Below are 13,401 nucleotides of genomic sequence, written 5' to 3' on the forward strand. Positions count from 1 at the left end.
CATTAAGCCATTTTAGTATTTTTTTGTCATTTTCCATAATTGAAATGCTATACTGATAAGACAACTCAAATTAGAATTACCCTACTTTTGAATTTTAATAATTAGATGTTCTCTATTTGTGATTTTAGGATTTTCAGTGCTGCCGACATTCTTTTTTCGACTGCTTTTTGCGAAATATCGAGTAGTTCTGCTATTTCACGGTATTTTTTTCCTTCTATTCGATTCATCAAGAAAACTTCGCGTTGTGATTCACTTAAGGAAGCAATAGCATTTTGAAGTTTTAATTTGAATTCCTCTTCTTCCAATAAGTATTCTGGATTTTGATTTGTAATATCAAGATTAGGAACTTCTTTTTCATATTGGAAAACCACCTTTTTATGTTTGATGGTATTCAAGAATAAATTATTGATGGTCGTTAATAAGTAGGTCTTGACTTTATTAAAATCAATTTGAGCACAATTTTCCCAGATTTTAGTAAAGGCGTCTTGTACCAAATCTAATGCTGCATCACTATCACCACATTTATAATAGGCGAAGTTAGTTGCTGATTGTACATTCTTGATATAAAAATCATTAAAATACTGCTCTTCACAAAGACGTGGTTTTTCTTCGATCATTAGGGTTTATTTGTTTTTTGTAAAGGTAAAAGTAAATTATTTTTTAGATAGCTGGTCTTTTAAATTATTTTTTTCCTTTTATGAAAAACAAATATGCATGTTAATTGATTTAAAATGAAAACGTTATGATTATTTGTGTTTTTTTTTATAAAAATGGGTAGGGTAAAAGAAATATGGATTGTCTTACTAACAGAAAGGGTTTAAAATACCACTAGTAAATATAAAAAACATTAAATTTGAAAATTATGAAAAAGTTAAGAATTATTACAGGAATGGCTTTGTTAGCTGTATTAGGTTTTACATCATGTCAAAGCGAAGTAGATGAAGTACAAGGAGAAAATCCAAACTCAGTCAATTCAACCACTGGAACAAATATTAAACGAGTTTCTATGTATGATGGTTCGTTTGATGATTTTTTAGATGGCGCTTCGTGTTCATCAATTGTGTTACCAGTTACTGCTAAAATCAATGGGACTAATGTTACATTGTTAAGTCAGTTAGATTATCAACAAGTGATTTCGATTTTAGGAACATATAATGACGATCAAGATACTATCATTTTTAATTTTCCATTGAAAGTAAAAATGAGTAATTATAGTGAAGTTACTGTTAACAATCAATCAGAATATGATGCTATTATAAATGCTTGTACTTCGGCTGAAAGTGCTAGTGAAGCGGCTATTTCTTGTGTAAGTATAAATTTTCCTATAACTCTTTTGACATATAATTTGACTTTTGAACAAACAGGAAGTATTGTAATTCAATCCAAACAAGAATTGTATACGTATATGTATAATGCTAATAGCAATGAACTATTTGCTGTAAAATATCCAATTACAATTAAATACAGTGATAATACAACTACAACTATTTCCAGTAATGGAGAGTTACAATCGAGTATTAACGAATGCACTGCTAAAGATGACGCAGAAGATCTTGCAAAAGAAAATGCTGAAAAAATAGAAAAAATAATGGTGGATGGAGCATTTAAAGTGCAATCTTTTATAAAATTAGGAGTTGATACGACTACTGATTATAAAGATTACACTATTGATTTTACTAATGATTTTAAAATTAAAGCAACTAATGTTGTTCTTACAACTGTAAATGGTACTTATGCTTTAAGTTCAGAAACGGATGTTTTTTTGCAACTGAATTTTACAGGGAACGCCAACTTTAATTTATTAAATAATAATTGGAAAGTAACTAGTTTTACGAGCTCAACCATTACGTTACAAAGTTCTGCCAATGCTGCTATTAGCTTGGTTTTGAAACAAATTTAATAATATAATAATTTAAAAAGAAGAGCTTCTTAAGTATGCAAGGAGTTGTTCTTTTTAAATTATTTAGAATAAATTCATATGAAAAAAATAGTTGTACTACTGATAATGGCTTTTACTTTGTTTCTATCTTGTTCTAAAGATGACGCATCAAATGAAAAGTTGGTGGGAGGAAACCTAGTAAGTAATAATCAAAAATCTACTGGACGTTCTGCATACGATTTATTATCTGATAATCAATTTAAAAGTATGGTTATTGAATTGGTTTATATTGAAGGATATGAGCCTTCTACAACTACAATTACTGATTTTGTTGCTTTTTTGAATGAAAGAATATATAAACCTAATGGTATCCGGGTTGTAAAAAGAGCAATTCCTTCATCTGGAAAGGCAACTATAACAAATCAACAAATTATTGATATTGAAGATAAAAATAGAACGTTGTACAATTCAGCTAATGAAATTACTGTTTGGGCATTTTTTGTAGATAGTGAGTCTGATAAAAATACGGATACTTCGGTTATTTTAGGAACAGCTTATCGTAATACTTCTTTTGTAATTTATGAAAAAACCATTCAAAGACTTTCGGGAAGATTTTCACAACCCAGTCGCACCTTGTTAGAAACTACTGTTGTTGAACATGAATTTGGTCATATTTTAGGATTAACTAATTTAGGTACTACTTTACAAAGCAACCATGAAGATATAGAACATTCAAAGCATTGTAATGTGAAAAGTTGTTTGATGTATTGGGAAGCTGAGTCTGGTGCTACTCTTTTTTCTGGAGGAACGGTTCCAAAGTTAGATCCTCAATGTTTAGCGGATTTAAAAGCCAATGGTGGGAAATAATTTTAAAATATAGTAAAGATGAAAACGACATATATAGTGTTAGCTTTATGCTTCGCAAATTTTATAGCCCTTTTTGCCCAAGAGGATTCTAGTAGTAAATCAAATATAGGTATCAAGGGCGGATACAATATGGCCTCAGTTAATTTTGATGGCGATGGAGAAACTGAGCAACGACATGGATTTCATATTGGTTTATATGGAGAATCTTTTATAAATGATAATTTTGCTATACAACCAGAGGTTATGTTTTCGCAACAAGGTTATGTTATTGCCAATGGGAATGGGAAATTTACTCAAAAATTAAATTATATCAATATTCCTTTGATGTTTAAAGCCTATCCTACAAATAATTTCTTCTTAGAAGTTGGACCTCAAATTGGATTAGCAGTAACTCATAAAGAAGAATATAGTAATGGACTTTTGCGCAACAACAATGAATATGACCCACAAAAGTTTGATTGGGGAATGAATTTTGGAACAGGTATAAAATCAGCTTCTGGATTGAGTATTGGTGTTCGTTATCACTTAGGATTAGGAGATTTGTACGAAGACAGTAAAGCCTATAATAGGGTCTTACAATTTTCTCTAGGAATTGATTTTTAAGAGATTTGTGATCTATTGCATATAATTAGTAAAGGGTTTGACTTATTTAAAAGTCAAACCCTTTACTGTATTTATTACTTGAATTCCTTTTAGAAGTTTTGAATGATTAAGAAGTAAATAGGCATTCCGATGGTTATATTTATGGGGAATGTTACCGCAAGTGCCATCGGCAAGAATAGCCCTGGATTAGCTTTTGGAACTGTGATTTTCATTGCGGCAGGAACTGCAATATAAGATGCACTAGCAGCTAAGATGGCAAAGATAAAGCGATTGGCAATATCAGCTGTCACCATCGAACTTAGTATCGCAAACACACAGCCGTTTACTAAAGGAATGATGATGGCGAATAAGAACGGAAACCAACCAAAAGAGAAGAACGATTTTAATTTTTTCCCGCTAGTAATCCCCATATCTAGTAAGAAGATCGCAAGGAAACCTTTAAAAAGATCATTGGTAAAAGGTTTGATTCCTTCAGCTTGTTGGGCATTCGCTAAAAATCCAATTACTAAGCTTCCAAGGATAAGTAGCACACTTCCATTAGTCAAAGAGTGTTTGATAACAGTGCGTTTTTTTACTTCATTTGTTTCTTTTTTATTAAAAACCGTTATAAGTACTAAACCGATAATTATGGCAGGTGATTCCATCAAGGCCATAATCGCAACCATATGACCGTGTAAATTCAAATTTTGTGCTTCAAGATAGGAAACTGCGGTTACAAATGTCACAGCACTAACAGAACCGTAGGCAGCTGCAATAGCGCCAGAGTCAAATACATTTAATTTTTTTCGTAAAATAAAGTAAGTGTAGAGTGGGATAAGTGTTGAAATTGCAATACCAAATAAGATGGACCAAGCAATTTCGGCAGAGAATGTTTCGTGTGATAGTTCTTGTCCTCCCTTGAAACCAATGGCAAATAGAAGGTATAACGAAATGAATTTTGAGGAATTTTGTGGTATTTCTAGATCACTTTTTAGATAAGCAGCTATTATTCCAAGTACAAAAAAAAGTAAAGCGGGGTTCGTTAAATTTTCTGTCAGTAAATTAAAATTCATTTTGTTTTCTATTGTTTAGATGTTAATTAGAATGTTTTTTTTAGTAAATTGATTACAACTGTTTTAGTAAAGTTGTATGTCGACAATTGATTTTATAATTAACTTTTTGTTCAGTTCTTGCGCTTCTTTGATTTTACTTTTTATAATTTCAATATCCTCCTTAAGTTCTGTTATTCTTGTTCCTGCTGCTGAATTTGATATTCCAGTACATACTTCAGAACTGAAGTTTTTTAGTTCATGAAATTCTATTTTTCGATTGTATACATTCATTAAAATTTCGATTGCCTCGGTTGGAGAGTAAACACCATCAATTAGTTTTAAATCTTGCTTTGTCATAGTTGCTTTTTTTGAAATGATTTGAAATTTGCTTTTTGAAATTAAGTTGAATGTTAAGTATGCCTTTTTCAGTTGTACAGGATTATTCCTTTTCTGGTTGCAAAGGTTGAAATACTTATTCATAAATTTTTATTTATATTTGTGATGAAATACATAAAATAATTTTATGAACTATACTCTAAATCAACTTCAGATTTTTTTACAAGTTGTAAAAACACAAAGCGTTACTAAAGCCTCTGAAGAACTGCATTTGACCCAGCCAGCGGTTTCTATCCAACTCAAAAATTTTCAAGATCAGTTTGATATTCCTTTGACAGAAGTTATTGGACGAAAATTATACATCACTGATTTTGGCCATGAAATAGCTGAAGCTGCAGAAAATATTATCAACCAAGTGCAAGCCATTAACTATAAAACAATGGCTTACAAAGGACAATTATCGGGAAAATTGAGAATATCGATCGTGTCAACAGGGAAGTATGTCATGCCTTTTTTTCTGTCTGACTTCATGAAAGAACATTCTGGAATCGAATTATTAATGGATGTAACCAATAAATCCAAAGTATTGGATAGTTTAAAGAATAACGAAGTTGATTTTGCACTCGTTTCGATTGTTCCCACAACTCTTGCTATTGAGAAATTAGATTTGCTACAAAATAAACTTTATTTGGTAGGGAATACCGAAACAAAATTCAAAGAAGAAAAAGCTCCTAAACGGATATTCGAAAACTTACCACTTATTTTTAGAGAAAATGGTTCTGGGACAAGGCAAACAATGGAGCGTTATATAGAAAAAAATAATATTTCGATTTTTAAGAAAATGGAACTTACCTCAAATGAAGCTGTAAAACAAGCACTTTTGGCTGGTTTAGGCTATTCTATTATGCCTTTAATTGGAATTAAAAGCGAACTTCATACGAATGAGTTACAAATCATTCCCGTAAAAGGATTGCCTATTAAAACCAATTGGAGTTTGATTTGGCTTAAAAACAAAAAACATTCTCCTATTTCTAAGGCTATTTTAGAGCATATCAAAACGGAAAAAGGGAAAATTGTTCAAGATAAATTTAGTTGGTATGAGCAATATTAATCATTTTGAATTTATCTGTTTGAAAGCAGATATTTGTTATTATCTGTTTTAGAGCAGATATATTTGATTATCTGCTCTAAAACAGATATATTTACATTTTAAAGATAAAATTATGGTGGCAGTTATCACAGGAGATATTATTCAATCTCGTAAATCATCAATAGAAATTTGGATGCCTAAATTGAAAGCGATTTTAAGTGAATATGGTAACTCTCCAAAGGATTGGGAGATTTTTAGAGGTGATAGTTTTCAAATGATTACTACACCAGAGCAAGCACTGTATGTGAGTATGATTATCAAGGCTGAATTGAAAAAAAATGACAATATTGATGTTAGAGTAGGAATAGGTATAGGTGAAATTAATTTTAGAACAAACAAAGTAACTGAGTCTAATGGAAGTGCTTTTGTACATTCAGGGAGTAGTTTTGATGGATTAAAAAAACAAACACTAGCCATTCAAACTCCTTGGAAAGAGTGGAATAAAACATTTCTTGTTATGATTGATTTAGCTATTGTAATAATAGAAAAATGGTCAGAAAAAACAGCTGAAGTGATGGCTGTAAAACTTAAAAATCCATCGATGAGTCAAAAAGAAATTGCTGAAGTACTGAATAAAAAAGGACAAGGGAATATTAGTGAATCTTTGAAAAGAGGTGGGTATGATGAATTGAATCAATTGTTGAACTATTATCAAGAAACAATTAAAAAATTATGTTAGCACTTAGTATTCCATTAATATTAGCCCATCTTATAGGTGATTTTTTATTACAACCAGACAGATGGGTTAAAGGTAAATCAGTAGCAAACCACCAATCGAAGTATTTGTATTACCACATTGGTGTTCATACGTTAGCATTACTATTTTGTTTGCAATTTCAACTTAAATATTGGTTAGGGATACTTTGTATTATAGTTACACATTTTATTTTTGATTGGGCTAAAATCAGATTTCAAAATAAGAAAAATGAAATCCTATTATTTTTTGGTGATCAAATAGCACATTTGGTAGTGATTGCCATAGTCGTATTTTGTTATGAGCCTTTTGTAATTAATATTAAGAACAGTTTTTCTCCCCAAGTTTTATTGATAGTAATAGCTTTAACGATGGTGACTCAAGTATCAGCTATTGTTATCAAAGTGCTTTTATCTCGTTGGAAAATGGACGATGAAAATCCCAATCAAGCGGGGAAATATATTGGGATGTTAGAACGTCTTTTTATCTTTTTCTTCGTGATAATGAATTATTGGGAAGGAGTAGGTTTTTTATTGGCTGCCAAATCGATTTTCCGTTTTGGAGATTTGAATAATGCGAAAGACAGAAGTTTAACCGAATATGTATTGATAGGGACTTTATTGAGTTTTGGCTTGGCAATGCTAATAGCAAAGGCATATCAATACCTTAATCTATAATTATAAAATTAAAGCAACTTTTATTTACTACTGAAAATGACAAAAAACTACTTTTCTGTTTTAATGACGCTCTTTTTACTTATAATCAGTTATACTGTAAATGCGCAAGGTAAAGAATCAATTATTGAGGTGAAATATGTTAGAAATAATGATAATTCAGTTACTTTCTCATATATTAAAAATGCACCAGGTACTTATAGACTTAATATAAAGTTTAATAATTTATCAAATACTTATGCTAATGATTACGAAGAATTAGTAAAGTATGATTCTGGACAATTATTGACTCTTAAACCCGACAAAAGCGATAGTTATATCAATTTTGGATATTCGACTTCCTATATGTTTGGGAATTTTGAACCAAAAGTAGATAGTTTGTTTCAATATGTTCTTCCGTTCAAAAAAGGGAAGAGTATTAAAATATATGAAAGTAGTAATTTGAATGAAAAATATTTTGGTGCTGAAAAATCAAAATCATGGAAGTCCTATTATGTAACCAGTAAAACACCAGACACTGTTTATGCCATGCGAAAAGGGATTGTTGTTAATATTAAAAATGAATATAAAACAGATACGCTGGTAACAGGATATATTTATTCAAGTAAACGAAATGGAATTACAATTGAACATTCTGATGGAACTTATTCGTCTTATACAGGTTTAAAACAAAATTCAATTTTAGTGCAATTAGGTGAAACCGTTTTTCCAACGACACCTTTAGGAGTACTGGATATTTTTAATAATAAAACATATAATTTGCATTTTAACATTTATTATATCGGCAATAAAAATTATGTTCATAATCCAGATGCAACTATAAAAACCGCAAAAACACCTTATGCTTATTTGACACCGTATTTCTATACTACAGAAGGTCTCACGAAAATAACAGCTAAAAATAGTTTTACTCCAGACTATACAGAGGTAGTTTTGAATAAAGAGATGACTAAGAAAGAAGTGAAACAAAGAATGAAAAAAAATAACTTGACTAAATAAAATTAATTAACAAAATACAAATACAATATGCGATTCTTTTTAAAATATAGCTTGGTTATCGTTTTTTTAGTTTTTATGATTTCTTGCAATTCGACTAGGGCTGTTGGAGTAAATAGCAAAAATCCATTACCACAAGAGAACGATACTACTTTTGTAAAACTGAAAGACTACAGTTCAGATTTTGTGTATGACATGAAATATGCAACTACTGATAATTTCTTGAAAGCGAAAGTATATGATTGCGCCGAATGTTTTTTGAGGCTAAAAACAGTCAAAGCATTAATATTGGCAAATAAAGAGTTTTTGAAGAAAGGCTATCGTATTAAGCTTTTTGATTGTTACCGACCTTTGGATATTCAAAAACAAATGTGGACCATCGTGCCAAATCCTAAATATGTGGCTGATCCTACTAAAGGTTCGATTCACAATAGAGGAGGAGCAGTTGATATTACTTTAGTTGATAAAAATGGAAATGAATTGGATATGGGAACGTCTTTTGATCATTTTGGCATTGAAGCCAGTCATCATTATGAAAAAGTTTCGGATAAAGTCAAAAAAAATAGAAATTTACTTAAAAGCATAATGACCAAACGTTATTTCAATTCCTTTGATTCAGAATGGTGGCATTACAATTTAAAAGCAGCGCTAAATGATAAATTGTCTAACGTTAAATGGAATTGTGAAACTAAATAATGAAGTGCCGAGCATTGTATGTTGTCGTATTTAGTTGTTTATAAATAGTTTAATTTAATGAATTTCAATAGAGTTCATCAATTTTTATACTTTGGACATTACGATTTTTACACTTTCGACTTACTTGTTATTCAATACATTTTAAATAATTCATGAAATACGTTTCAGGGAAATAGACCTTTCCATTCATCTCCGAAGTGATTTCTTTTTTCACGATATAATCATCGGTACCCGTTAGGTATTTGATTCGCATTAAATTAACAGGGGAACTTTTTAAATCTTCCATACTTCCTTGAATAAACATGAAGTTACCCACAGTTAGTCTGTTATTAAAACCCTCGTTGTTGCGTATTAAGCTACCACAGCTTTCTTTGTTAGTATGGATAAGTGTAACTATTTTTCCGTTTTGCAATTGTAAAAATAGTTTGGAGTTTTTGTCAAAACAATTGGCTGGTAAAAAACCATTACTTTTTTGGATTAACTGTACATTTAAAGTAGGGAATCCGTTGTATAAACTTAAAGCGTAAAAGATATAACTGGATTTTCCAGCAAAATTTTTCTCGGACATTAAATACTCATTGGTTAATTTATAAGTTCCAATAGAGTCTTTAATATTAGTACTGTATTCGCAGTCTTTTTGTGCAAAAGCTGACAATGTACAGAAGAAAAAAAGTGCGGTAATGATGTATTTCATGGTTTTGGTTTATTGTATTTTGTTGCAAATTAAAACTATTTTATCATTTTTTTCAAGAGTTGTGAAAAAACAATAAGTATTTCCGCCATCCTTTATTTTCCATTTTTTACGAATATTTTCGACAGTTTCAGGAAAATTACGAGTGGTAATATTTGCTTTTTGTTTTTCTAACAAAGCTTTCATCTCGGTTTTATGGTATGGAATTACTTTTTCAATTTCAAAAATGCGTCCAGGGAAATCAATTAATACATCAGAAGTATAAAGATGGGAGTGTTTATGGAATTTGTCTAAATTAAATTGAATTCCAACTTCTTCAAAACCACCTGATTTCATAATGGCACTATTAGGCTCGTACAAATACTTTTTTGGTATTCCAAAAGGAGCCAATTCTTGACTTTCTCCTAAAATAAAATCAAATTTTTCAATCTTATCTTTGGTAATATTAACGGTTTTAATCGTAACATCTCCTTGATAACCTTTATGTATTTCCCATAATAATTCTTTGACATCGTTTTCGAGTGCAATAATGTGAATGATTTTTACATTATTTAATTCAGATAAACCAGAACTAAGGTCTAATAAAGGCGCCGTTTTAATCAATATTTTATCGGAATAATTGAAATAAAAAGGGAGATTTTCTGGAACATTAGGCAAACAATCCTGAAGCATAAATACTTTTCCTTTGGCATCATTTCTTCGGGAAGGGTCAATGTATATCCAATCCCATTTTTGATTCAGTTGTTGTAGGGTTTGGACACTGTCACCTTCATAACAATGAATATTTGATGCTTTTAATTGGCTTAAATTATGTTTTACAATCGACGAAAGTTCGGAATTGATTTCGCAATGGACAACTTTTTTTATTTTTTTAGCAAAATAATAATCATCAATTCCAAAACCTCCAGTTAGGTCAATTAGAGTTTCGCCAGAAATAAGACTAGATTTGTATTCAGCCGTTTTTTCAGATGAAGTTTGTTCGATAGAAATCTTAGTAGGATAAATGATGTTATTGGTTTGAAACCAATGCGGTAATTTATCTTTAGCTTTGGTTTTAGCTTCGATTTGTTTCAATACTTCCATCCATTCTACTTCTACAAATGGATTTTTTTGAAATGCCAATTGCGAAAGCGAAACACCAATGTTTTGGTTAATAAAATCTTGAATTTTAGGTTTTAAAATAGGATTTTTCAATTCTAAATATTTTCGGTTAAAACAGCAACAATTTTATTTTTTGGAAAAAACTCTTTCGCAATCACTTTCAAAATCGTGTAAATAGGGATAGCTATAACCATTCCAAATACACCAAACGTTATTCCGCTTATAAGTATAACTAAGAAGATTTCCAGTGGATGTGAATTAACACTTTTCGAAAAAATAATAGGCTGATTGATGTTGTTATCGATAACTTGTACTAATAAAAAACCAATAATAACATAGATGGTTGTAGGAAGCATTTCTGTTTTAAAATCAGTGCCAATACCACCAATCAATGTTAATAATGCAGCCAAAACAGTACCTATTATTGGACCAATATATGGGATGATATTTAATAAAGCACACAAAAAAGCAATTACAAAAGCATTTTTTGAATTAAAAATAAGTAAAACTGTAAAATAGAGTATAAACACAACGGTGAGCTGAATCATTAAACCTATAAAATAGCGAGTTAACAATTGATTTATTTTTTCAATTGAGTTTAATATTTTGTCCTCATTTTCATCTGGAAGTATCATTTTAGCTTTTTCTTTGAAAGCTAACTGATCTTTTAAAAAGAAAAAAGTAATAAAAAATACCGAAGCAATTCCCATTCCAAATCCAGCAATAATATTTAAAATAGAATTGATGAAATCTGTAAAAAAAGTATAATTGATATTGGATGATAAATTAGTTTGTTTTAGTATTTCTTCAAGATCAATAATGTTAATATTAAAATAGGTTTCAATTTTATATTCTAGAATATCGAATTGATTGTGAAGTAAATTAGTATCTAATAAAGATAAGTTTTGAGCTTGAGCTATAATTAATGGAACAAAAAGCAAAATAAAACCCACAAGCATTCCTATGAAAAGTAATAATGTTATAATGGTTGCTAATGTATTTCTAATTTTAAGTTTTTCCGTCATAAATCGAATAAAAGGATTTGCGATTAAACAAAGAATTAACGAAATGACTAAATACAATATAACGGTTTGAATTTGGTATAAAAAGTATAATAAAAGAGATGATAGAATTAAAAAACCAACAGCCTTAAGAATTCCGTTAGCAATTATTTTAGAAGTTATCATATCACTGTGTTTTTTTTAATATTTTAGATAAATTAATTATTGAAAATATAGGAAATGATATTAGCCCCCATTTTTAAGGCTTTTTCTCTGATTGCTAATGGATCATTATTTACTTCCGCATCTTCCCATCCATCACCTAAGTCGCATTCGTATGTATAAAGTAATACTAATCTGTTTTTTACAAAAATCCCAAAAGCTTGTGGGCGTTTTCCATCGTGTTCATGGATTTTTGGTAATCCGTTAGGAAAAGAAAAAGGCTTTTGAAAAATAGGATGAGTAACAGGTATTTCGACTAAATTAGTATTGGGAAATAATTTTTTAATCTCTTTTCGGATGTATTGATCCAAACCATAATTGTCATCAATATGTAAAAATCCACCAGAATTAAGATAATTCTGAAGATTTTTTACTTCAGAACTACTGAAAACTACATTTCCATGTCCTGTCATATGTACAAAAGGATACCCAAAAAGATTAGGACTTCCGGGTTCAACTGTAACAGGTTTCGTTTTTAAAGTAGTCTTAATATTCGCATTGCAAAACCGAATCAAATTAGGTAATGAAGTAGGATTTGCATACCAATCACCTCCGCCATTGTATTTTAACAAAGCTAATTCTTGAGAAAAAGAAGTAAAAGAAATTAACAGCAAAACAAGATAGAATCTTTTCATTTTTTTAGTTCTTAAGTTTTAGTCCATAGTTTTTAGTACTTAGTACCTAGTTCTTAGTTATTTGCCTATAGTTGACTATGTTTGATTGCTAAGGACTAGCTACTAAGCACTACTTGATTACAATTCATTAAAAAACACAATACTATGACATGCCACAATGGCTGCTGTTTCTGTTCTTAATCTTGTGTTTCCAAGTGATACAGGTTGGAATTTATTTTCTAAGGCCAAATTGATTTCTTTTTCAGAAAAATCACCTTCAGGACCTATTAACATAGTAATGTCTTGACTGGGGTCTAAAACTGATTTTAGTGTTTTTTTATCTGTTTCTTCGCAATGCGCAATCAATGTAAGACCTTTATTTTCTTGAGCTACAAATTCTTTAAAGGAAATCGCCGGATTTAATTTAGGTAAATACAATTCGTTTGATTGCTTCATTGCTGATAAAATAATTTTCTCAAATCGATCCATATTGACCACTTTTCTTTCGGAACGGTCACAAATAATTGGTGTAATTTCTTGGATACCAATTTCAGTTGCTTTTTCTAAAAACCACTCGTAGCGATCATTCATTTTAGTAGGTGCAACGGCTAAATGCAAATGAAATTTAGAAGGTTCTTTTTTAGTAAAAGATAAAATTTCAACGGTACATTTATTGTCTGAAGCTAAAGTGATTTTAGTTTCAAATAAAAATCCTAATCCATTGGTTACATATAAAATGTCACCATCTTGTTTGCGTAAAACTTTAATAATGTGTTTGCTTTCTTCTTTGTCAAAAGAGAAGCTTTCTGTAGATTCGTTTAGGCTAGTATTGTAAAATAATTGCAT

General features: G+C 30.1%; 16 protein-coding genes. 8 read left to right on the forward strand and 8 right to left on the reverse strand.

All coding sequences use genetic code 11. The features are described from left to right. Positions 1 to 101 precede the first annotated feature (101 nt). Complete coding sequence (locus tag WBQ70_RS07110) at positions 102 to 617, reverse strand: RNA polymerase sigma factor (RefSeq protein ID WP_423912232.1); 516 nt, start codon at positions 615 to 617, stop codon at positions 102 to 104. Positions 618 to 862: 245 nt separating this feature from the next. On the opposite strand from WBQ70_RS07110, the gene WBQ70_RS07115 reads away from it, so the two are divergent. From WBQ70_RS07115 to WBQ70_RS07125, 3 genes are all read left to right on the forward strand, one after another. Beyond that, complete coding sequence (locus tag WBQ70_RS07115) at positions 863 to 1,900, forward strand: hypothetical protein (protein ID WP_423912234.1); 1,038 nt, start codon at positions 863 to 865, stop codon at positions 1,898 to 1,900. Between the two features lie 78 nt (positions 1,901 to 1,978). Continuing rightward, entirely contained in the window at positions 1,979 to 2,746 is a 768-nt protein-coding gene (locus WBQ70_RS07120; protein ID WP_423912237.1) for a membrane metalloprotease, read from the forward strand. 18 nt (positions 2,747 to 2,764) lie between these two features. Further along, positions 2,765 to 3,349, forward strand: coding sequence for a porin family protein (locus WBQ70_RS07125; RefSeq protein WP_423912240.1), 585 nt, complete (start codon positions 2,765 to 2,767; stop codon positions 3,347 to 3,349). Between the two features lie 89 nt (positions 3,350 to 3,438). On the opposite strand, the gene WBQ70_RS07130 is transcribed toward WBQ70_RS07125, so the two are convergent. Both WBQ70_RS07130 and WBQ70_RS07135 read right to left on the reverse strand, forming a co-directional pair. Continuing rightward, positions 3,439 to 4,401, reverse strand: a complete 963-nt coding sequence (locus WBQ70_RS07130) for a sodium-dependent bicarbonate transport family permease (RefSeq protein WP_423912243.1) — start codon at positions 4,399 to 4,401, stop codon at positions 3,439 to 3,441. Between the two features lie 63 nt (positions 4,402 to 4,464). After that, entirely contained in the window at positions 4,465 to 4,737 is a 273-nt protein-coding gene (locus WBQ70_RS07135; protein WP_423912246.1) for a hypothetical protein, read from the reverse strand. Positions 4,738 to 4,903: 166 nt separating this feature from the next. Here WBQ70_RS07135 and WBQ70_RS07140 point away from each other — a divergent pair, with 166 nt between their 5' ends. From WBQ70_RS07140 to WBQ70_RS07160, 5 genes are all read left to right on the forward strand, one after another. Continuing rightward, positions 4,904 to 5,827, forward strand: coding sequence for a LysR family transcriptional regulator (locus WBQ70_RS07140; RefSeq protein WP_423912248.1), 924 nt, complete (start codon positions 4,904 to 4,906; stop codon positions 5,825 to 5,827). 112 nt (positions 5,828 to 5,939) lie between these two features. After that, the gene (locus tag WBQ70_RS07145) at positions 5,940 to 6,545 is read left to right on the forward strand and encodes a SatD family protein (protein WP_423912251.1); all 606 of its coding nucleotides are present in this window, start codon (positions 5,940 to 5,942) and stop codon (positions 6,543 to 6,545) included. Next, complete coding sequence (locus tag WBQ70_RS07150) at positions 6,539 to 7,237, forward strand: DUF3307 domain-containing protein (protein WP_423912253.1); 699 nt, start codon at positions 6,539 to 6,541, stop codon at positions 7,235 to 7,237. The genes WBQ70_RS07145 and WBQ70_RS07150 overlap by 7 nt, the downstream gene beginning before the upstream one ends. A 36-nt stretch (positions 7,238 to 7,273) precedes the next feature. Beyond that, the gene (locus WBQ70_RS07155; protein ID WP_423912256.1) at positions 7,274 to 8,233 is read left to right on the forward strand and encodes a hypothetical protein; all 960 of its coding nucleotides are present in this window, start codon (positions 7,274 to 7,276) and stop codon (positions 8,231 to 8,233) included. Between the two features lie 27 nt (positions 8,234 to 8,260). Then, positions 8,261 to 8,926 (forward strand): M15 family metallopeptidase, encoded by a 666-nt coding sequence (locus WBQ70_RS07160; protein WP_423912259.1) that lies wholly within the window; start codon positions 8,261 to 8,263, stop codon positions 8,924 to 8,926. Positions 8,927 to 9,053: 127 nt separating this feature from the next. On the opposite strand, the gene WBQ70_RS07165 is transcribed toward WBQ70_RS07160, so the two are convergent. From WBQ70_RS07165 to WBQ70_RS07185, 5 genes are all read right to left on the reverse strand, one after another. Then, positions 9,054 to 9,620 (reverse strand): hypothetical protein, encoded by a 567-nt coding sequence (locus WBQ70_RS07165; protein ID WP_423912262.1) that lies wholly within the window; start codon positions 9,618 to 9,620, stop codon positions 9,054 to 9,056. Positions 9,621 to 9,629: 9 nt separating this feature from the next. Further along, complete coding sequence (locus WBQ70_RS07170; RefSeq protein ID WP_423912264.1) at positions 9,630 to 10,811, reverse strand: THUMP-like domain-containing protein; 1,182 nt, start codon at positions 10,809 to 10,811, stop codon at positions 9,630 to 9,632. Positions 10,812 to 10,813: 2 nt separating this feature from the next. Then, the gene (locus WBQ70_RS07175; protein ID WP_423912266.1) at positions 10,814 to 11,905 is read right to left on the reverse strand and encodes an AI-2E family transporter; all 1,092 of its coding nucleotides are present in this window, start codon (positions 11,903 to 11,905) and stop codon (positions 10,814 to 10,816) included. Positions 11,906 to 11,937: 32 nt separating this feature from the next. After that, complete coding sequence (locus WBQ70_RS07180) at positions 11,938 to 12,576, reverse strand: DUF4159 domain-containing protein (RefSeq protein ID WP_423912269.1); 639 nt, start codon at positions 12,574 to 12,576, stop codon at positions 11,938 to 11,940. A gap of 117 nt (positions 12,577 to 12,693) precedes the next feature. Then, entirely contained in the window at positions 12,694 to 13,401 is a 708-nt protein-coding gene (locus tag WBQ70_RS07185; protein ID WP_423912271.1) for a 16S rRNA (uracil(1498)-N(3))-methyltransferase, read from the reverse strand.

Source organism: Flavobacterium sp. (genome assembly GCF_049590715.1).
In the GTDB taxonomy this organism is placed as follows: domain Bacteria; phylum Bacteroidota; class Bacteroidia; order Flavobacteriales; family Flavobacteriaceae; genus Flavobacterium.